The sequence below is a fragment of the Sphingopyxis sp. genome (genome assembly GCF_036675685.1).
GTDB lineage: Bacteria > Pseudomonadota > Alphaproteobacteria > Sphingomonadales > Sphingomonadaceae > Sphingopyxis.
This window is the reverse complement of the sequence record NZ_JAKFEM010000022.1, coordinates 265,185-285,288: the sequence shown is the minus strand read 5'-3', so window position 1 is coordinate 285,288 and position 20,104 is coordinate 265,185. Positions and strand designations below refer to the sequence as shown.

Sequence of the window (20,104 nt, the reverse complement as noted above, 5' to 3'; positions counted from 1 at the left end):
ATGCCCCCACTCGTTAAAATCTGCGGTCTCAAGACTCTTGAAGAGGTCGATGCGGCCATCAAACATGGCGCGACCCACATCGGCCTCAATCATTATGAGCCAAGTCCGCGCTATGTCGATCTGAAGACGGCGGCGACCTTACGCAAGCGTGCGGGGCCGCACGTCAAGGTCGCGCTCCTGCTCGTCAATGCCTCGCAGCAATTGACCGGCCAGGCGCTCGCGGCTGTGCGCCCCGACATCATCCAGTTTCACGGCAACGAAACGCCCGAATGGCTCGCGGCGGTGAAGCGGCTTGTCCCCGCCGAAATCTGGAAAGCCGTGGGCTTGAAGGACGCCGGCACCCTCGAACGCGTGCAGAAATATCACGGCATTGCCCACCGCATCCTGTTCGACGCCCCCGCGGCGGCGATGCCCGGCGGTACCGGCACCCGCTTCGACTGGTCGCTGCTCGCAAACCATCGCCACAGCATGGACTGGGGCATCGCCGGCGGGCTGACTCCCGCCAACGTCGCCGAAGCGATCGCCGCGACCGGCGCGCCGCTCGTCGATGTATCCTCGGGTGTCGAAAGCGCGCCGGGCGTCAAGGATGTAGACAAGATCGCGGCGTTCCTTAAAGCGGCGGGTCGATGACCCACGCACCCAACAGCCTCCGCACCGGCCCCGACGAACGCGGCCATTTCGGCCAGTTCGGCGGGCGCTATGTCGCCGAAACGCTGATGCCGCTGATCCTTGATCTCGAGCGTCATTATCGTGCGGCGCAGGCCGACCCCGCGTTCAAGGCCGAGTTCGACTATCTGCTCAAACATTATGTCGGCCGGCCGAGCCCGCTGTGGCTCGCCGAGCGGCTGACCGAGCACCTCGGCGGCGCGAAGATCTACCTCAAGCGCGAGGATCTCAACCACACCGGCGCGCACAAGATCAACAATTGCATCGGCCAGATCCTGCTCGCGAAACGGATGGGCAAGACCAAGATCATCGCCGAGACCGGCGCCGGCCAGCACGGCGTCGCGACCGCAACCGTCGCCGCGCTGTTCGGCCTGCCGTGCACCATCTTCATGGGCGCGGTCGACGTCGCGCGCCAGCAGCCGAACGTGTTCCGCATGAAGCTGCTCGGCGCCGAAGTCGTCGCGGTCGAATCGGGCGCGAAGACGCTGAAGGACGCGATGAACGAGGCGCTGCGCCACTGGGTCGCGAACGTCCACGACACGTTCTACATCATCGGCACCGTCGCCGGCCCACACCCCTATCCCGAACTCGTCCGCGATTTTCAGTCGGTGATCGGCGACGAGGCACGCGCGCAGATCCTCGAAGCCGAAGGCCGCCTCCCGGACATGCTGATCGCTCCCGTCGGCGGCGGCTCGAACGCGATCGGCCTGTTCCACCCCTTCCTCGACGACGCCGAGGTCGAGATCGTCGGCGTCGAGGCCGCGGGCGAAGGCCTCGACGGCAAGCACGCCGCCAGCCTCGCGGGCGGCCGCCCCGGCATCCTCCACGGCAACAAGACCTATCTGCTGCAGGACGAGGATGGCCAGATCACCGAGGCGCACAGCATCTCGGCGGGGCTCGACTATCCGGGCATCGGGCCGGAACATAGCTGGCTCCACGAAATCGGCCGCGTTCGCTACGAACCCGTCACCGATGCCGAGGCGCTCGCGAGCTTCCAGAAGCTGACCAAGCTCGAAGGCATCATCCCGGCGCTCGAAAGCGCGCACGCGATCGCCGCCGCCGAACGCATCGCGCCGACGCTGGGCAAGGACAAAATCATCATCGTCAACTGCTCGGGCCGCGGCGACAAGGACATCTTCACTGTGGCCGATGCGCTGGGGGTGGAACTCTAATGCAATCGAAGCCGGTTCGGATTTTTACCGATTTCTGCCTCTTTCTGGTCGTCTTGTCGTTCGCCGACCTGCTGTTTCGGTATGGCTTGAATTTCGACGCTTGGAATCTCGCCTCCGCAAGACTGGCCTATAATGCGAGCATTGCTGCCGTGTTCGCGATTGTCTTTTATTTGAGGGCGCCTTCCCGATGACCCGTTTCGCAGCTACCTTTGCCAAGCCGCGCCCGGCGCTCGTTGCCTTCATCACCGCGGGAGACGGCGACACCGGTGCAAACCTCGACGCGCTCGTCGCCGGCGGCGCCGATGTGATCGAGCTCGGCATGCCGTTCACCGATCCGATGGCCGACGGCCCTGCGATTCAGGCCGCGAATTTGCGCAGCCTCGCGAAGGGCACGACGACCGCCGACATCTTGAAGATGGCCGGCGCTTTCCGAGATCGTCATCCCGCCATTCCGCTTGTGCTGATGGGATACGCCAACACGATGGTGAACCCACAACTGGAAGACTTTGCAGAGATGGCTGCGTTGGTTGCAGACGCCGGTGTGGATGGCATCATTTGCGTCGATATTCCGCCTGAAGAGGATCGGGAACTCGACGCGTATCGGCAGTATGGAGTCGACATCATCCGCCTCGCCACGCCCACGACCGACACGGCGCGCCTGCCCGCCGTACTCAACGGCGCAGGCGGTTTCCTCTATTATGTCTCGGTCGCCGGCATCACCGGCCTCCAGCAGGCCGCGCAGACGAGCATCGACGAGGCCGTCGCGCGCCTGAAAGCCGCCACCGATCTGCCCGTCGCGGTCGGCTTTGGCGTCCGCACCCCTGCGCAGGCGGCCGAGATCGCCAAGGTCGCCGATGGCGTGGTCGTCGGTTCGGCCTTCATCGACATCATCGCTGAGCATGGCGACGCCGCCCCGCCCTATGTCGAGGCCTTCACCCGCTTACTCGCCGATGCTATTCACGGCGCAAAGGAGATCGCCGCATGAGCTGGCTCGACCGCGTTCGCAACGCCCTGCCCTTCGCCGCCAAGCGCGATACCGCCGACAATCTTTGGCACAAGTGCCGCCAATGCCAGCAGATGGTGTTCGTCAAGGAGTGGGAAGACAATCTCAACGTCTGTCCGCGCTGCGACCATCACGACCGCATCGGCGCGACCGAGCGTTTCGCGCAGCTCTTCGACGGCGGACTGCACGAGATGATCGCCGCCCCCGCGGCGCCCGAGGACCCGCTGAAGTTCCGCGACACCAAGAAATATGTCGATCGCATCAAGGCGGCGCGCGCGCAAACCGGCGACCGCGATGCCTATCAAAATGCCTTCGGCCGCATTTCGGGCCAGGGTGTCGTGATCGGTGTCCAGGATTTCGCCTTCATGGGCGGGTCGATGGGCGTCGCCGTGGGCGAGGCCTTCGTCGCCGGGGTCGAACAGGCGATCAAGCGCGGCACGCCCTATATTGCGATCACCGCCGCGGGCGGGGCGCGCATGCAGGAAGGCACGCTGTCGCTGATGCAGATGCCCCGCGCCACCGTCGCGCTCGCGCGCCTGCGCCGCGCGGGCCTGCCCTATATCGTGCTGCTCACCGATCCGACGACGGGCGGCGTGACCGCCAGCTATGCGATGCTCGGCGACGTGCAGATCAGCGAACCCAAGGCGCTGATCGGCTTTGCCGGCCAGCGCGTGATCGAAAATACGATCCGCGAAAAACTGCCCGAAGGTTTCCAGCGCGCCGAATATCTGCTCGATCACGGAATGATCGACATGGTCGTGCACCGCAAGGAACTGCCCGAAACACTGGGTCGCCTGATCGGCTATCTGGCGCCCGAAAAGGCGGCGTGAGGCTTCCTCAATCCTCGTCATTGCGAGGAGCCGAAGGCGACGCGGCAATCCAGAGTCGCCTAAACCGCCCTGGATTGCTTCGCTTCGCTCGCAATGACGCTGATTATTTCTAGGCAAAGCCCTAATGCCCGACCACGCCCACAGCTCCGACCCCGCCGTCCAGGCCCAGCTCGACCGCCTCGCCGCGCTGTCGCCGGGCCGTGACATCCTCGGCCTCGAACGCATCGCCGAACTGTGCGCACGCCTCGGCAATCCGCAAAACCAGCTTCCGCGCACCTTCCATGTCGCGGGCACCAACGGCAAAGGGTCGACCTGCGCCTACCTCCGCGCGATCCTTGAGGCGAGCGGCCGCCGCGTTCACAGCTACACCAGCCCGCACCTCGTGCGCTTCAACGAACGCATCCGCATCGCCGGGACGCTGATCAACGACGCGCTGCTCGCGGTATTGCTCGAGGAGGTGCTGGATGAGGCCGAGGGGCTGCAAGCCAGCTTCTTCGAAGTCACCACCGCCGCCGCCTTCCTCGCCTTCGCGCGCATCCCGGCCGACGATTGTATCATCGAGGTCGGCCTCGGCGGCCGCCTCGACGCAACCAACATCATCCCGGCGCCCGCGGTTTGCGGCATCGCCTCGCTCGGCATCGATCATGAAGCCTTCCTGCTCGAACCCGAAGCCGGGACGCCCGCCGAACCCGCCGCGCGCATCGCGTGGGAAAAGGCGGGGATCATCAAACCCGACACACCCGTTGCAACCTTCAGCTACCCGCCCCTCGTCCGCGACGTCATCGCCGCCAAGGTCGCCTCCGTCGGCACCACGCTCTTTCCAGAGGGCGACGGCTGGACCGTAGAAGCTGACGGCGACGGCTTTCGCTGGACGTCGAAACTGGGTTCGATCGACCAGCCGCTGCGCCCACGCATGGCCGGCGCGTACCAGATGCGCAACGCCGGGCTCGCCATCGCGATGCTTCGCCTCGCCCTCGGCCCGCAGCCCGCCGACGCAGACATCGCGCGCGGGGTCGCCGACGCCAATTGGCCGGGGCGAATGCAGCTGCTCGGCCCGGGGCCACTGACCGCGCTGATGCCGGACGGCCATGACATCTGGATCGACGGCGGCCACAATCTCGATGCCGCGATGCAAGTCGCCAGTTTTCTCGACGATACGCTGGCGCGGCGCGAGCCGGTCGACCTCGTTCTGGGCATGCTGGCGAACAAGGATGCCGCCGCCTTCCTGCACATGCTCGCGCCGCATGTCCGGCGCGTGATGACGGTTCCGATCACCGGACACGACCATCACGACCCCGCTAGCCTTGCCAGGATCGCCCTCGGCGCAGGCATCGCCGCGGCGGTGCCGCGCGCCGATGTGGCAAGCGCGGTGCGCGCGCTCGCCGCCGACAGCCCGGCGCGAAACATCCTCATCGGCGGATCGCTCTACCTCGTCGGGCAGGCGCTCGATTTCAACGGGGAATGGCCGGTCTAGTCGAGCGGCCTTACGCGGTCTTCGGCGCCTTGCCCTTCCACGCCAGCAGCATACCGGCCACAAAGGCAATGAGCGAAGCGGCGAGGATATGGGTGCCGAGTTCGAGCTGCTGGTACATCAGCACGCCGACGAGGCCCGCGACGATCAGCGTGAAACCGAAAATGCGCCACGCGCCGACCGGCTGCTTGAGTTGCTGGTCATCGACAACGGCGGTCTGGCGGATGCTTTCCACTACATAGCCCTTGTTCCACAGGATCCAGAGCAGCAGCATCCCCGGGATCGCGGCGACCACCGTAAAGCCCCAGAAGCCGACCCAGCCAAGCTTCTCGGCGACGATGCCCGCCGGTCCAGCCATGAAGGTCCGCCCAACGCCGGCAAAGGACGACAGCAGCGCGAACTGCGTGGCGGTATAGGCGATGCTCGACAGGCCGGAGAGATAGGTGGTGAACACCGTCAGCCCGATGCCGCTCGTCAGATTTTCGGTGACGATCGCGGCGACGAGCATCCAGTAATGGTTACCGGTGGCGGCCAGGATCATGAACATGACGTTCGAGAACATCATCATCAGCCCCGAAATCAGCAGCGCGCGGCCCATGCCGAGCCACAACAGGAAAGGAGCCCCTAGCGCCGAACCGACAATGAGTGCCCCAAAGCCCCACATTTTATTGGCGGAGATATAGTCGAGGTCGGGAAAACCCAGGTCGACGATCATTGGCCCCAGCATCGTCTGCCCCATCGCATCGCCGACCTTATAGACGAGAACGAAACCGAGGATCAGAAACGCACCGTGGCGCGTCAGGAATTCGCGGAACGGGTTGACGACAGCCTCGGTCAGCCACTGCCCGGCCTTCATCCCCGCGGCATGTTCGAACCGGTCGACGAACTTGCCCGGCCCTGCCCACAGCGCGCCAATGATCGCGGGAACGATGCAAAAGGCGGTCAGGCCATAGGCGGTCGCCCAGCCCAGCCCCAGCCCTTCGCTCGACGCGAAATAGATCGTGCCCGCGCCCGCGATCAGATTGCCGGTGCGATACCCGAACTGGTTCGTTGCGGTGCCGTGCGCGAACTCGTCTTCTTCCAGAATCTCGATACGATAGGCGTCGATAACGATGTCCTGCGTCGCCGAGAGAAAGGCGGTGATCAGCGCCCAGACCGCGAACAGTCCGATGTCGCCGGGCTTCGGGTCGCTCGCGCCGAGCTGCCAGATCGCGACGAACAGCAACGCCTGGATGAAGAACAGCCAGCCGCGCCTTTGTCCGAACGTCTTGGTGAGGAATGGCAGCGGCAGCTTGTCGACCAGCGGCGCCCACAGGAATTTGAGCGTATAGGGAATACCCAGCGCGACCGCGAAGCCGATCGTCGCGGTGTCGATCCCGACCTTGGCAAGCCAGAAGGTCATCGTCGCGATCAGCAGCGTCAGCGGAAAACCGCTCGATATGCCGAGCAGGAAGGTAATCATCGGATTTTTGCGCAAATAGGGCCGGAACGCCGGGATCGATAGCGCGACGATCACCAGCCCGCCGAGGATCGCAACAAAAATAATAAACCGAATCAGATCAACCGACATGCCGATGCTCCCCGCGCATCCGCTCGGCGGACGCCTTGTTATGGGCCAAGGCCTATAGCCTTGGCTTCAAATTGGAAGCGGCTATTTATCGGCTGATCGCGCTCACGCCGCGGCGGGGCGCCAATAGGTCTGCAATCCGCTGACCTTGCGCGGCGGCTGGTTCTTGCACGTCATCGTTTCGACCGCGCGCAGCGCCGCGACGAGCGCCGAGGCGCTGTGTGGTTTGCCGAGGCAGGCGACCGCGATGTCGGCGGCGTCTTCGGGGCATTTTCCGGTCACCAGCAGCACCGCGATCCCGCGGTCGCGCGCGATCCGCGCCACCTCGCGCCCGGTCATATGGCCGGCAAGGCCCAGGTCGAGAACGACCGCATCGATCGCTTCGCCCGCAATGATCGGCACCGCGGCTTCGCCCGAATCGACCGTCGCGATGACATCGTAGCCGCTGTGTTTCAGCGTCCGCTCATTGTCGAACGCGACCAGCGGATCATCCTCGATGATCAGCAGCCGCTTGATGCAGGACGGGCGATGGACGAAGAGCATATACACTCCCTTTAACGTCGCCATGACTCGCTCCCGGCCTCCGTGCAAGATTGCTTCTGCTTGCCATCGACGAAGCGACACTTTTCCGGCTATGAGCGTGATCACAACGCAACACTTTTCATCCCGAATAACGACAAGAAAGCCGCATCTGTTCCCATGAACACACGCCGCCCACCCCGCCCCGCGCCCCGCGCGGCGCCGAAAGCCCTTGGCGATCGCGACGCCCCGAAAGGCCGCCGTGCCGCGCGCGGCGCCGCATCCGCGCTCAAAACCAAACCCGCCGAGGCCGAGCGCGAGGACGGGCCGCAGCGGATCGCGAAGCTGCTCGCGCGCGCCGGCGTCGGCTCGCGCCGCGACGTCGAGCGGATGGTCGAGGAAGGACGCATCGCGCTGAACGGCCAGGTCATCGTCCACCCCGCGCCTTTGCTCACCTCGCTCGAAGGGCTGACCGTCGACGGCAATCCCGTCGCGAAGCCCGTCTCGACACGCCTCTACCGCTTCCACAAACCCGCGGGCTGCATCACCGCGGCGCGCGATCCCAAGGGCCGCAAGACGATCTACGACTTGCTGCCCAAGGGCCTGCCGCGCCTGATGCCCGTCGGCCGCCTCGACTATAATACCGAGGGGCTGCTGCTGCTCACCAACGACGGCGAATTCAAACGCCAGCTCGAACTTCCCGCCAGCGGCGTCGAGCGCACCTATCGCGCGCGCGCCTTCGGCGACATCAGCCAGGCGCAGCTCGAGGAGCTCGCGATGGGGATCACGATCGACGGCGTCACCTACGGCAAGATCGACGCCAATCTCGAACGCCGCACCGGGCGCAACCAGTGGGTCGAAATGACGCTGACCGAAGGCAAGAACCGCGAAGTGCGCAAGGTGCTCGAACATTTCGGGCTGCAGGTCAGCCGCCTGATCCGCACGCGTTACGGCGCGTTCGAACTCGACGGCCTGCCGATGGGAGCGGTCGATGTCGTGTCGCGCGACGAATTGTTCAAATTCCGGCGGCATATGGGCTGATGGCGATGCGCGTGATTGCCGGAGAATGGCGGGGCCGCAAGCTGGTCGCGCCCAAAAACGATACAACGCGCCCGACCGCGGACCGCACGCGCGAGACGCTCTTCTCGATGCTGACGAGCCGCCTCGGCAGCTTCGAGGGGCTGGTCGTCGCCGACCTGTTCGCGGGGTCGGGCGCGCTCGGGATCGAAGCGCTGTCGCGCGGCGCCGGGCAATGCCTGTTCGCCGAGCAGGATCGCGACGCGCTCGATGCGCTGCGGAGCAATCTGTCGTCGCTCGGCGCCACGCCGCGCGCCGATGTGCGCGCCGGATCGGTCCTCGGCCTCGGCCCCGCCAAGCGCACTTACGACCTGCTGATGTTCGACGCCCCCTATGGCACCGCCGCGGCCAGCGTCGCGCTCGACAAAATGAATCGCCTCGGCTGGATCGGCCCCGACAGCTGGGTGTCGGTCGAAACCGCGCACAGCGAAACCATCGATGTTGCGGGCTTTGCCGTGGACACCGAGCGCAAGGTCGGGAAGGCGCGTCTGACGCTGCTCACCCCGATTTAGCGGCCGCTTTGATCGCAAGAAGCGGGACGCCGCGGCCGAGCGTCCACCGCTAGGGAATTCCCATGATGCAGCCGATACGATATCGCATGGAGGCCGGCGAATGGTCCATCCTGATCCTTCTTTCGGTCATGTGGGGCGGCTCGTTCTTCTTTCTCGAAATCGCGCTCGACGAATTGCCGCCGCTGACGCTTGTCCTGTGCCGGCTCGGGCTTTCGGCCTTGCTGATGGTCCTGTTCATGGCTTTCACGCGGCGCGCGATGCCTCGGCGTCCGGGGCTGTGGCCCGCGCTCTTCCTGCTCGCCGCGCTCAATAATGCCATCCCTTTCACGCTGTTTGCCTATGCCCAGACCCAGATCGCCAGCGGGCTCGCCTCGATCCTCAATGCCACAACGCCCTTGTGGGGCGTTATCGTCGCCCATCTGCTGACCTCCGACGAAAAGGCTACGCCGGCAAAGCTGGGCGGCGTGCTGGCAGGGATCGCCGGGGTTGCCGTGATGATCGGCGGCGATGCGCTGGACTGGCGCGGCGGCACCATGCTGGCGCAGCTCGCCTGCCTTGGCGCGACCCTGTGCTATGCGCTGGCGGGGGTTTACGGCCGCCGCTTTCGGGCCTGGGGCGTGCGGCCGCTGGAAGTGGCGACGGGCCAGTTGATTGCGGCCACGCTGTTGATCCTGCCGCTCGCGCTGTTCGTCGAGACGCCCTGGCATCTTCCAGTCCCGGGGATGCGGACGCTGTTCGCGGTCGCCGGACTGGCCATCCTGTCGACGACGGTCGCCTATTTTCTCTACTTCAGCCTGATCGAACGCGCCGGCGCGACCAATGCGCTCCTCGTCACCCTGCTCATCCCGGTCACCGCGATCCTGCTCGGCACATTGGTGCTGGGCGAGATACTGCGTCCGCGTCACTGGGCGGGCATGGCCCTGATCGCGGCCGGACTGGCGGCGATCGACGGCCGCCTTATCGACCGGTTTCGCCCGGACCCAAAACTATAGCCGTGCGGCGCCGCGCGGCGCGCGCCGGACCATCATCAGCCCGCCCCAGCTCACCGCGCCCGCCAGCACCAGATACAGCCCGACCGTCGCCGTGCCGCCGCGTTCGCTCAGCCATTGCGCTATGATCGGCGCCATCGCCCCGCCCAATATTCCGCCCAGGTTGAACGCCACCGAGGCCCCCGTATAACGCACGCGCACCGGGAACAAAGTCGTGAGCCACGCCCCGAGCGGGCCATAGACCAGCCCCATCACGAACAGCGCGGCGGCCAGCCCCAGCCCGACGATGAACCACGATCCCGACGCCAGCGACGGCCCGAACAGGAACCCGACCAGCACCGTCGCGCCGCATCCCCACGTCAGCACCTTTTGCGTGCTCGACGCATCGCTCGCATAGCCGGCAAAGACGATACCCACCGCCATGAACAGGATCGCGCCGAGCTGGATCAGCAGGAACTGCTCCTTCGGATAACCCAGCTCCGTCGTCCCGTGCGCGAGTGCGAAGGCGGTCGCGAGATAGAAGATGGCAAAGCAGGCGACGACCGCAAAGGTCCCCGCAAGCGTGGCGACCAGATGATGCCGCAGTAGTTCGCCGATCGGCACCCCGACCGGCGCCTCCTTCTCCAGCGCCTCGGCAAAGGCGGGCGTCTCGCCGATCTTGAGCCGCACCCAAAGCCCCAACCCGACGAGCACCGCCGAGACGAGGAACGGAATGCGCCATCCCCATGCCGCGAAATCGGCGTCGCTCAGCCACAGCCCGAGCAGCAGGAACAGCCCGTTCGCCGCGATGAAGCCGACCGGCGCGCCCAGCTGCGGCGCCATGCCGAAGCGCGCGCGCCATCCCGGCGGCGCATTCTCGACCGCAAGCAACGCCGCCCCGCCCCATTCGCCGCCCAGCCCGAAACCCTGCCCGAAACGCAATATGCAAAGCAGCAGCGGCGCCACCCACCCGACCATCGCATAGGTCGGCAGAAAGGCGATCAGCAGCGTCGAGGCACCCATCAGCATCAGCGACGCAACGAGCGTCGACTTGCGCCCGATCCGGTCGCCATAATGGCCGAACACGATGGCGCCGACGGGTCGCGCAAAAAAGGCGAGCCCAAAGCTCATGAAGCTGAGCAGCAGCTGCGCCGACGGCGACTCCGATGGAAAGAACAAAGGCCCGAACACCAGCGCCGCCGCGGTGCCATAGATATAGAAGTCATAAAATTCGACCGCGGTGCCGACAAGGCTCGCGGTCAAAATGCGGCGATGCGCGCGATAGGGTGCCAGATTCACGGCCAAAGCCTCTCCCCATTTGGTGACGGCGCCGCTTTGAACGCCCTGCCCCGTCCCATCAAGCGGAATGCGCGTTTGTCCGAACGCGCAAGATTGCGCTTGTGCAGTGCAGACTTATCGACGCGCCGTGCAAAGCGGCCGATGACCTGCGCAACTATCGACCTTGCCGCGAGTATTCTTGTGCCAGAAAGGGCCACATAAACACGCGGGCCCTGCTGATCCAATTGAAGGAGTAGGGTATGGGTGCAATTTCCAAGAGTTCAGGATCTCTGTTGCTGCTGGCCATGCTGGCCGGGCCAGCGACGGGCAGCCTGGCTGCGCAGCCGCAGGACACGTCCGGTGGCGAAGTCATGACGACCGTCTATGGCACGGCTCCGCCTGAAGCGGCAGAGATGACCAAGGGGCCCGAGATCGAAGGCATCATCTCCGCGCGCAGCGAAGGCAGGATGCAGGTCACGACCGCCGACGGCAACAACACGATTATCGCGCTCAATGAGAACACCCGGATCAAGTCCAGCGGTGGATTTTTGGGCCTCAACCGCAACAAGCTGGCCGCGGATTCGCTGCTCAACGGCCTACCGGTCAGCGTCGAGACATTGCAGGGCGGCGGCGACCTGGTGGCGAGCGAGGTCGAACTCAAGAACAAGGACCTCCGGACCGCATCGATGATCCATACCGGCACCAACCAGCGCTTTGCCGAACAGACCGCGGCAACCGAGGCGCTGCGCAGCCGCGTGGGCGATATCGACCAGTATAACGTCAAAGCCACGACGAACGTGAACTTCGACACCGGCAAGGCCGTGCTGTCCAGTCAGGCGCAAGCCGATCTCTGCGCTGCGGCAACCCAGGCCGAGGCGACGGATAACGCTCTGTTGCTGGTCGTTGGCTACACCGATTCCACGGGAAGCCAGGAACTCAACCAGGCGCTGAGCGAAAAGCGAGCGAGCCGCGTCGTCAATCATCTTCAGCAGGCCTGCGGCTGGAAACCCTATCGCATGCTGACCCCCACCGGCATGGCCGAAGCCGACCCGACAGCGGACAATAGCACCGCCGAAGGCAAGGCACAGAACCGCCGCGTTGCGGTGAACATTCTGGTCAGCAAGGGTCTTGACGGTCTGTAAGACGCTCGGGGTGGGCTTCGCCCACCCCGGGATTTTCGGCTGGGAAACGCCAATTCGGTCGTGACCGAAATTCGAAATCGGCGGCATTGGCGTGGGGCATGAGGTTGGCCGAAAGCGGCTGCTAGCCGTCACTTCATTCTCCGGTCGACAAGCGCGTTGGCGAAACCGCCGCGGCCGCGTTACACCCACCGGCCATGACATATCCTCCATTGCATCAACTCGGCATCATCGGTTCGGGTCGCGTGGCGCAAGCGCTCGCGCTGGCGCTCAGCCCGCATTCGGCCGCGCCGCCATTGCTGTGGGGTCGGTCGCCGGAAAAGCTGCGCGCCGCGGTCGCGCGCGTTGGCCGCGCAGCCGCCGCGTCCTCCGCCGATCGCCTGACGGCCGATTGCGATGTCATCGCCATCGCGGTTTCCGACGATGCTGTGGCGGCCATCGCGGCAGATACGGTCCGCACGATGCCGACAGGCCGTGCGCCTTTTGTTTTTCACGTCAGCGGGCGCAGCGGCGCCGCCATTCTCGAACCGCTCCGCGCTGCCGGCGCGCTGACGGCGGCGATCCACCCCGCCATGACCTTCACCGGGCATCCGCAGAACGAGGTGGTGCGAATGGCGCAGGCGCGTTTCGCAATCACCGGCTCTACGCCGGAAGCCATCGAACGGGCGAGAAGCATGGTCGGCTTGCTCGAAGGCACCGCCGTCGAAATCGCCGAGGAACGACGGTCGCTCTATCATGCCGGCCTCTGCCACGCGTCCAACCATCTGGTGACGCTTATGGCCGGCACATCGCGCGCTTTGGAGGTGGCGGGTGTCGACGACCCGGCGATGCTGCTTGCACCGCTCGTCCGCGCGGCACTGGAAAACAGCCTCGAGTCGGGCTTTGCGGCGCTGTCGGGGCCGTTGCTCAGGGGGGATAGCCAGACGATCGGCGATCATGTGGACGCGCTCGGCGCATATTGTCCCGAACTGCTCCCCGCCTATCGCGCCATGGCGCTCGCCACGGTGGATGAATTGGAACGCGACGGCTCTCCCCAAGCCCTCGCGATGGTTCGGGGCAAGCTCGCCTAGCTGACGGCAAACAGCCTCAGCGCACTGGACAGCCCGGTCGCTGTTCCCTAATCGTTCGCGCGTGACCGATACCCCTGCCCTTGTGCCCGATGCGTCCGATCCGCCCTATCTCGCTGGCCTGAACGGCCCGCAGCGCCAGGCGGTGCTCACCACCGAGGGCCCGGTGCTGATGCTCGCGGGCGCGGGCACCGGCAAGACCGCGGCGCTTACCGCGCGGCTCGGACATATCATCGCGACGCGGCGCGCCTGGCCGTCCGAAATCCTCGCGGTCACCTTCACCAACAAGGCGGCGCGCGAGATGCGCGAACGGATCGGCCGCATGATCGGCGATGCGGTCGAGGGTATGCCGTGGCTTGGAACGTTCCACAGTATCGCGGCAAAAATGCTGCGCCGCCACGCCGAGCTCGTCGGGCTGCAAAGCAATTTCACTATCCTCGACACCGACGACCAGCTTCGCGTGCTCAAACAGCTGATCCAGGCAGAGGGGCTCGACGAGAAACGCTGGCCCGCGCGCCAGCTTGCCGGCCTCATCGACAAATGGAAGAACCGCGGCCTCGTGCCCGGGGATCTCGACGCCGCCGACAAGGAATCCTACGCTGACGGCAAGGGCCAGCATTTCTACGCGCTCTATCAGGCGCGGCTGAAGACGCTCAACGCCTGCGATTTCGGCGACCTGCTGCTCCACATGCTGGTGATCCTCAAAAACCACCGCGACGTGCTCGCGCAATATCAGGACCGCTTCAAATATATCCTCGTCGACGAATATCAGGATACCAACGCCAGCCAATATCTCTGGCTGAGATTGCTTGCGCAGACCCGGAAAAATATCTGCTGCGTTGGCGACGACGACCAGTCAATCTATTCGTGGCGCGGCGCCGAGGTCGCGAACATCTTGCGCTTCGAAAAGGATTTTCCCGGCGCGACCGTGATCCGGCTTGAACAGAATTACCGCTCGACGCCGCAGATCCTCGCCGCCGCCTCGGCGCTGATCGCGCAGAACAGCGGCCGCCTCGGCAAGACGCTGTGGACCGAGCTCGAGCCCGGCGACAAGCTCCGCGTCGTCGGCGTGTGGGACGGCCCCGAAGAAGCACGGCGCATCGGCGAGGAACTCGAAAGCCTCCAGCGCCAGCGCGTCTCGCTCGACCACGCCGCCATCCTTGTCCGCGCGCAGTTCCAGACGCGCGAGTTCGAAGACCGCTTCATCGCGATCGGCATGCCATACCGCATCGTCGGCGGTTATCGCTTCTACGAGCGCGCCGAAATCCGCGACGCCCTCGCCTATCTCCGCCTCGTCCAGTCGAGCGCCGACGATCTGGCGTTCGAACGGATCATCAACACCCCGAAACGCGGGCTCGGCGACAAGGCGCTCGCGCGCATCCACCAGTTCGCGCGGGCCGAGCAGGCCCCGCTGCTCCACGCCGCGTCGCGGATCACCGAGACCGACGAACTGACCCCGCAGGCACGCCGCCAGCTTGCGAATTTTGTCGCCCAAATGCGCGGCTGGCAGGAAAAGGCCAACCAGCTCTCGCACCCCGAACTGACGCAGCTGATCCTCGACGAATCGGGCTACACTGCGATGCTCCAGGCTGACCGCAGCGTCGAAGCCGCGGGTCGCCTCGAAAACCTCTCCGAACTCGTCCGCGCGATGGAGGAATATGAAACGCTCGAGGAATTCCTCGAACATGTCAGCCTCGTCATGGACCGCGACCAGAACGACGACACCGAGACCGTCACGATCATGACGATCCACGCCGCCAAGGGCCTCGAATTCGACCATGTCTTTCTCGCCGGGTGGGAGGATGGCGTTTTCCCGTCGCAGCGCTCGATGGACGAAGGCGGCACCGCCAGCCTCGAGGAAGAACGCCGCCTCGCCTATGTCGCGATCACCCGCGCCCGCCAGCGCGCGAGCATCTATCACGCCGCGAACCGGCGCATCTATGGCCAGTGGATGAGCAGCATCCCCAGCCGCTTCATCGCCGAAATCCCGCCCGAACATGTCGACAGCGAAAACAGCTTCGGCGGCGGGGCATCTTTGTGGCGCGCCAACTGGTCGGCGCAGGGCGATCCCTTCGCGCATGTCGCCGAGCGCCAATCGGCGCGCACGATGACGCGCGGCCCGGCATGGCAGCGCGCCGTCGCCGGCTCCTCGACCGTCACCCGCGCCCCGGCACCGTCGGAGCGTGGTCCCGCCGCATCGGTCGGGGCCAAGGCGCGCGCCGATCTCGCGATCGGCATGCGCGTGTTCCACGAAAAATTCGGTTATGGCGGCATCACCGACATCGACGGCAACAAGCTCGAAGTCGACTTCGAACAGGCGGGCAGCAAGAGAGTCCTCGACAGCTTCGTCAAGCTCGCCTGATTCTTATTGTCAACTATATCAGTTATGATATGTCGTCCCATGCGGCCACGAGTCGCGTTTTGGGAGAATCTTCAATGAAAATGAAGCTCTTAGCGGGCTTGATGGCGCTCGCCCTGGCCGGCTGCTCGGAACGGGCATCCAAGGATGCCGCGACCACTGAAAGTCCCGCCGCCGCCGAAGCCGCAGCCGATGCCGGTTCTCCCCGGATCGGCATCGAAGCCGCCCCCGGCGTCGCCTTCGACTATGCCTATACCTTCCGCCTCGCCGACGACCGCATCTCGAAAGTCCAGGAAGAGCATGCCGCCGCCTGCGAAACGCTCGGCGTCCAGCGCTGCCGCATCGTCGACGTCCGCTACCAGCTCACCGACGAAAAGCTCGTCGAGGCGCAGACCCAGTTCAAACTCGACCCCGGCATCGCTCGCAAGTTCGGCGCCAATGCGATCGCGAGCGTCGAAAAGGCCGAGGGCGTCCTCGCCGACGCGAGCGTCGCCGGCGAAGATGTCGGCACCGAAATTCTCGCCTCGCAACAGCGCAGCGCCGGTTCCGAAGCCGAAATCGCCCGGCTCGAAGGCCGGCTGAAATCGGGCGGGCTCGACAAGCGCGAACGCGCAGAACTGCTGGCGCAGATCAGCCAGCTGCGCCGACAGATTGGCGACGAGCGTCAGAGCCGCCGGTCCGGAGAAGCACGCATCGCCTGGACGAGCGTCGCGTTCAATTATGTCAGCGACGGCGGGTTGCCGGGCATCGGACATGAAAATCCCTTGGCCAGCGCCGGTGAGACGCTGATGCGCAGCGGCAGCACGGCGCTGACTTTCGTCCTTACGCTCGGCGCGGCCATCCTGCCTTGGGGACTCCTCCTCGCGCTGCTCCTTGCCTTCTGGCGCAGCCGGTTCGTGAGCGCCGTCCGTCAACAATTGCGGGCAAAGCCCGCGGCGAGCGATCCGGCGACGCCGCCCGCAAGCTGAAGCACGGCAGGGCGTCGCTTGCAAAGGTCCGGTGCCGCGTTATGGCAAGAGCCATGACGGGGCAGGCAACATGGCTGGACCAGGCGCGCGACGCCCACCACCGCGGCGATGTCGCGGCGGAAACCAAGGCGCTCGACGATGCGATCCGCGCCGACCGCGGCAATATCGCGGCATTGCTCGCCATGGCCGAACTCAAACGCCGCTTGGCCGACGACCGCGCGGCGGGCAGCTTCTACCGTCTCGCGCTCGGCACCGCCGCCAATGCGCGAAGTGTCCCCCCTGCCCTCCATCCGGGCCTCCAGCGCGCCGAACAATTTCTTGCCGCGACCGATCGCGCCTTTGCCGATCATTTGCTCGGCCAGTTGCGCAGCGCAGGGATCGACGCCGGCACGGCGACGCCGCGCGTCGCCGAGGCCTTGCGGGTGCTCGCGGGCGAACAGCCGCTCTACCTGCAACAGCCGAGCATGTTTTATTTCCCCGGCCTTGCGCAGCGTCCCTTTTTCGAGCGCGATATGTTCGACTGGGTGCCCGATGTCGAAGCCGCAACCGATGCGATCCGCGCCGAATTGCTGGCCTTGGTCGACACCGCGTCCGATCGCTTCGGCCCTTATGTCACCGCCAGCCCCGACCGTCCGCCGCCGAACAATCCGCTGCTGGACAAACCCGACTGGGGCGCCGCCTGGCTGTGGAAGGACGGGGTCGTCGCCGACGGGATGGAAACGCTCTGCCCGGCGGCGCTCGCCGCGCTGGAGCACGCTCCGCAGCCGGTGATCCCGGGCCGCGCGCCGCTCGCGCTCTTCTCGCGGCTCACCCCCGGAACGCATATCCAGCCGCATCACGGCATGCTCAACACCCGCCTCATCTGCCACCTGCCGCTGATCGTGCCCGACGACTGCGGATTGCGGGTCGGTGCAGAGACGCGAAGCTGGCGCGAAGGCGAACTGCTGATTTTCGACGACAGTTTCGAACATGAAGCGTGGAACCGCGGCACCCGCGATCGCACGATCCTGCTGTTCGAAATCTGGCGCCCCGACATCGACGCCGACGAACGCGAGCAATTGACCCGCATTTTCTCCGCGATCGACAGCTATGCCGAACAATGAAAGCCAAAGGGACAGGAAGACGATGACCAATCCGGGAATGGACGCCGACATCTACGAAGCCTTCATCGAACAGCTGCAGCGCTATGTCCGCGAGCGGCTGATCCCGGCGGAAGACCAGCTCGAAGAACTTGGCCGCGTTCCCGACGACATCCTCGCCGAAATGCGCGAGATGGGCCTGTTCGGCGTCACCATGCCGGAGGAATATGGCGGGGCGGGCATGAACGTCAGCCAGTATGTCGGCTTCATCCGCGAGATCGCCTATGCCTCGCCTGCCTATCGCTCGATCATCTCGATCAACATCGGCATGGTGTGCAAATCGCTCGTCGGCTTCGGCACCGAGCAGCAGAAGGAGCACTGGCTCCCCAAACTGGCCATGGGCGCCATCGCCGCCTTCGGCCTCACCGAACCCGACAGCGGGTCGGACAGCGCGGCGATGAAGACCCGCGCGGTGCGCGACGGCAACGGCTATGTGCTCAACGGCACCAAGCGTTACATCACCAACGCGCCCTTCGCCGACGTCATCCTCGTGATGGCGCGCACCAATGCCGAGGCGCTGCCCAAGAACGCCCATGTCAGCGCCTTCATGGTCCCGCGCGACGCGCCCGGCGTGTCGATCGGCAGGCCCGATGGCAAAATGGGCCAGGCCGGATCGCAGATCGCCGACGTGATCCTCGAGGATGTGCATGTCGATGGCGACGCGCTGCTCGGGGGCGAGGAAGGCATCGGGTTCCGCGCCGCGATGCAGAGCCTCGACAACGGCCGCCTGTCGGTCGCCGCGGCCAGCGTCGGCTATGCGAAGCGAATGCTCGACGCCGGCCTTAAATATGCAATGGAGCGCAAGGCGTTCGGTGAGCCCATCGCCAATTTTCAGCTGATCCAGGCGATGCTCGCCGACAGCAAAGCCGAAATCTATGCCGCCGAATGTATGCTTGCCGACGCCTGCGCACGCGCCGATCGCGGCGAGAAAATCCTGGTCGAAGCGGCAGCGACCAAGATGTTCGCGAGCGAAATGTGCGGGCGCGTCGCCGATCGCGTCGTGCAGATCCACGGCGGCGCCGGCTATCTCAAGGAATATCTGGCCGAACGCTTCTATCGCGACTGCCGCATTTACCGGATTTATGAAGGGACGACGCAGATCCAGCAGCTAGTCATCGCAAAGAACATGATTCGCGATTTTGCGGGCTGATGGATCGGAAGGGTCGCTGGTGGAGCCGAGGGGAATCGAACCCCTGACCTCTGCAGTGCGATTGCAGCGCTCTCCCATCTGAGCTACGGCCCCGCGACCGGCGGGGTCTTAACGGCACTGTTTGGCAGTGGCAACGGCTTTTCTGACGAATGCCGCTGTCGCCGGGTGAAATTGAGGAATGGGGGGATTCCGATGGCCAAGGCATGGCATTTGACCAGTCGTCCGCAAGGACTGCCGACGAGAGATAATTTTGCGCTTCGCGAGGTGCCCGACGGGCCGCTGGACAAGGACCAGATGCGTGTCCGCAACCTGTGGCTTTCGGTCGACCCCTATATGCGCGGACGCATGAACGAGGCGAAAAGCTACGCCGCGAACTTCCAGATCGACCAGCCGATGACCGGCGGCGCGATCGGCGAAGTCATCGAAAGCGCGATGGAAGGTTTCGCGCCGGGCGACCTGATCCTCCATATGGGCGGTTGGCGCGACGGCGGGATCATCGGCCTCGACATGATGCCCAACAAGCTCCCCACCGAGGCGCTGGCCGCGGGCCTGACCCCGCAGACCTTTCTGCACAATATGGGGCTGACCGGCGGCACGGCATGGATCGGCCTGCTTCGCATCGCCGCCGCCAAGCCTGGCGATACGGTGTTCGTTTCCGCCGCGGCGGGTGCGGTGGGCTCGGCGGTCGTGCAGATCGCCAAGGCCCGCGAAATGACCGTGATCGGTTCTGCCGGCGGCGCCGAAAAATGCGCGTGGGTCAGGGATTTGGGCGCCGATGCGGTGATCGATTATAAGGCGGAACCGGTGCTTTCGGGGTTGGCACAGGCGCTGCGGGATCTCGGGAAATCCGGGGTCGATGTCTATTTCGACAATGTCGGCGGCGAGCATCTCGACGCCGCCTTTGCGGTCGCCAACGATTTCGCGCGCTTCGCCATCTGCGGAATGATCGACGTCTATAACGACACCAAGCCGCAGGAGATGAAATATCTCGTCCGCGCCATTCCGGCGCGAATCCGCATGGAAGGCTTTATCTACACCGACCAGTTCATCGACTGCATGGAAGAATTCCATGCCGACATGGGCGGACTGATCGCGAGCAGCGCCGTCACGATGCGCGAAACGGTACACGACGGGCTGGAATCGGCGCCGGACGCCTTCCTCGGCCTGTTCTCCGGCGGCAATATCGGGAAAATGCTGGTCAGGCTCTGACCAGCACCCG

At 65.2% G+C, this 20,104-nt stretch carries 18 protein-coding genes and 1 tRNA gene; 15 read left to right on the top strand and 4 right to left on the bottom strand.

What is annotated here, in order from left to right:
* The 5 genes from V6M50_RS10725 to V6M50_RS10705 all read left to right on the top strand — a co-directional run bounded on the left by V6M50_RS10725 (position 1) and on the right by V6M50_RS10705 (position 5,145).
* Entirely contained in the window at positions 1–630 is a 630-nt protein-coding gene (locus V6M50_RS10725) for a phosphoribosylanthranilate isomerase (RefSeq protein ID WP_332818551.1), read from the top strand.
* Positions 627–1,838, top strand: a complete 1,212-nt coding sequence (gene trpB / locus V6M50_RS10720) for a tryptophan synthase subunit beta (protein ID WP_332818550.1) — start codon at positions 627–629, stop codon at positions 1,836–1,838. The genes V6M50_RS10725 and trpB overlap by 4 nt, the downstream gene beginning before the upstream one ends.
* 187 nt (positions 1,839–2,025) lie before the next feature.
* Entirely contained in the window at positions 2,026–2,823 is a 798-nt protein-coding gene (trpA, locus tag V6M50_RS10715; RefSeq protein ID WP_332818549.1) for a tryptophan synthase subunit alpha, read from the top strand.
* Positions 2,820–3,671 carry an acetyl-CoA carboxylase, carboxyltransferase subunit beta gene (gene accD / locus V6M50_RS10710; protein ID WP_332818548.1) on the top strand — a complete coding sequence of 284 codons (852 nt, stop codon included), beginning with the start codon at positions 2,820–2,822 and terminating at the stop codon, positions 3,669–3,671. The genes trpA and accD overlap by 4 nt, the downstream gene beginning before the upstream one ends.
* A 124-nt stretch (positions 3,672–3,795) precedes the next feature.
* Entirely contained in the window at positions 3,796–5,145 is a 1,350-nt protein-coding gene (locus tag V6M50_RS10705; protein ID WP_332818547.1) for a bifunctional folylpolyglutamate synthase/dihydrofolate synthase, read from the top strand.
* A 10-nt stretch (positions 5,146–5,155) separates the two neighbouring features.
* Here V6M50_RS10705 and V6M50_RS10700 read toward each other — a convergent pair whose 3' ends face one another.
* Positions 5,156–6,712: an AmpG family muropeptide MFS transporter gene (locus V6M50_RS10700; RefSeq protein ID WP_332818546.1), complete on the bottom strand. Its 1,557-nt coding sequence runs from the start codon at positions 6,710–6,712 to the stop codon at positions 5,156–5,158.
* Positions 6,713–6,814: 102 nt separating this feature from the next.
* Positions 6,815–7,252 (bottom strand): response regulator, encoded by a 438-nt coding sequence (locus tag V6M50_RS10695; protein ID WP_332818545.1) that lies wholly within the window; start codon positions 7,250–7,252, stop codon positions 6,815–6,817.
* Positions 7,253–7,408: 156 nt separating this feature from the next.
* Between V6M50_RS10695 and V6M50_RS10690 the strand changes: the two genes are divergently transcribed.
* From V6M50_RS10690 to V6M50_RS10680, 3 genes are all read left to right on the top strand, one after another.
* Complete coding sequence (locus tag V6M50_RS10690; protein WP_332818544.1) at positions 7,409–8,269, top strand: pseudouridine synthase; 861 nt, start codon at positions 7,409–7,411, stop codon at positions 8,267–8,269.
* A gap of 5 nt (positions 8,270–8,274) precedes the next feature.
* Positions 8,275–8,817 carry a 16S rRNA (guanine(966)-N(2))-methyltransferase RsmD gene (gene rsmD / locus V6M50_RS10685; RefSeq protein ID WP_332818543.1) on the top strand — a complete coding sequence of 181 codons (543 nt, stop codon included), beginning with the start codon at positions 8,275–8,277 and terminating at the stop codon, positions 8,815–8,817.
* Positions 8,818–8,879: 62 nt separating this feature from the next.
* Complete coding sequence (locus V6M50_RS10680; RefSeq protein ID WP_332818542.1) at positions 8,880–9,809, top strand: DMT family transporter; 930 nt, start codon at positions 8,880–8,882, stop codon at positions 9,807–9,809.
* On the opposite strand, the gene V6M50_RS10675 is transcribed toward V6M50_RS10680, so the two are convergent.
* Positions 9,804–11,090: an MFS transporter gene (locus V6M50_RS10675; protein WP_332818541.1), complete on the bottom strand. Its 1,287-nt coding sequence runs from the start codon at positions 11,088–11,090 to the stop codon at positions 9,804–9,806. The two genes, V6M50_RS10680 and V6M50_RS10675, sit on opposite strands and share 6 nt — an antisense overlap.
* 233 nt (positions 11,091–11,323) lie before the next feature.
* Here V6M50_RS10675 and V6M50_RS10670 point away from each other — a divergent pair, with 233 nt between their 5' ends.
* From V6M50_RS10670 to V6M50_RS10645, 6 genes are all read left to right on the top strand, one after another.
* A complete protein-coding gene (locus V6M50_RS10670; RefSeq protein WP_332818540.1) occupies positions 11,324–12,205 on the top strand; it encodes an OmpA family protein in 882 nt (293 codons plus the stop codon).
* A gap of 194 nt (positions 12,206–12,399) precedes the next feature.
* Positions 12,400–13,272, top strand: coding sequence for a Rossmann-like and DUF2520 domain-containing protein (locus tag V6M50_RS10665; RefSeq protein ID WP_332818539.1), 873 nt, complete (start codon positions 12,400–12,402; stop codon positions 13,270–13,272).
* A 61-nt stretch (positions 13,273–13,333) separates the two neighbouring features.
* The gene (locus tag V6M50_RS10660) at positions 13,334–15,631 is read left to right on the top strand and encodes an ATP-dependent helicase (protein ID WP_332818538.1); all 2,298 of its coding nucleotides are present in this window, start codon (positions 13,334–13,336) and stop codon (positions 15,629–15,631) included.
* 74 nt (positions 15,632–15,705) lie between these two features.
* Positions 15,706–16,596, top strand: a complete 891-nt coding sequence (locus V6M50_RS10655; RefSeq protein WP_332818537.1) for a DUF4349 domain-containing protein — start codon at positions 15,706–15,708, stop codon at positions 16,594–16,596.
* 53 nt (positions 16,597–16,649) lie between these two features.
* Positions 16,650–17,699: an aspartyl/asparaginyl beta-hydroxylase domain-containing protein gene (locus V6M50_RS10650; RefSeq protein WP_332818536.1), complete on the top strand. Its 1,050-nt coding sequence runs from the start codon at positions 16,650–16,652 to the stop codon at positions 17,697–17,699.
* Positions 17,700–17,721: 22 nt separating this feature from the next.
* On the top strand, positions 17,722–18,885 hold the full coding sequence (locus V6M50_RS10645) for an acyl-CoA dehydrogenase family protein (protein WP_332818535.1): 1,164 nt from the start codon (positions 17,722–17,724) through the stop codon (positions 18,883–18,885).
* A gap of 17 nt (positions 18,886–18,902) precedes the next feature.
* On the opposite strand, the gene V6M50_RS10640 is transcribed toward V6M50_RS10645, so the two are convergent.
* A tRNA-Ala gene (locus V6M50_RS10640) sits at positions 18,903–18,978 on the bottom strand.
* 99 nt (positions 18,979–19,077) lie between these two features.
* Between V6M50_RS10640 and V6M50_RS10635 the strand changes: the two genes are divergently transcribed.
* On the top strand, positions 19,078–20,094 hold the full coding sequence (locus V6M50_RS10635) for an NADP-dependent oxidoreductase (protein ID WP_332818534.1): 1,017 nt from the start codon (positions 19,078–19,080) through the stop codon (positions 20,092–20,094).
* The last annotated feature ends 10 nt before the right edge of the window (positions 20,095–20,104 follow it).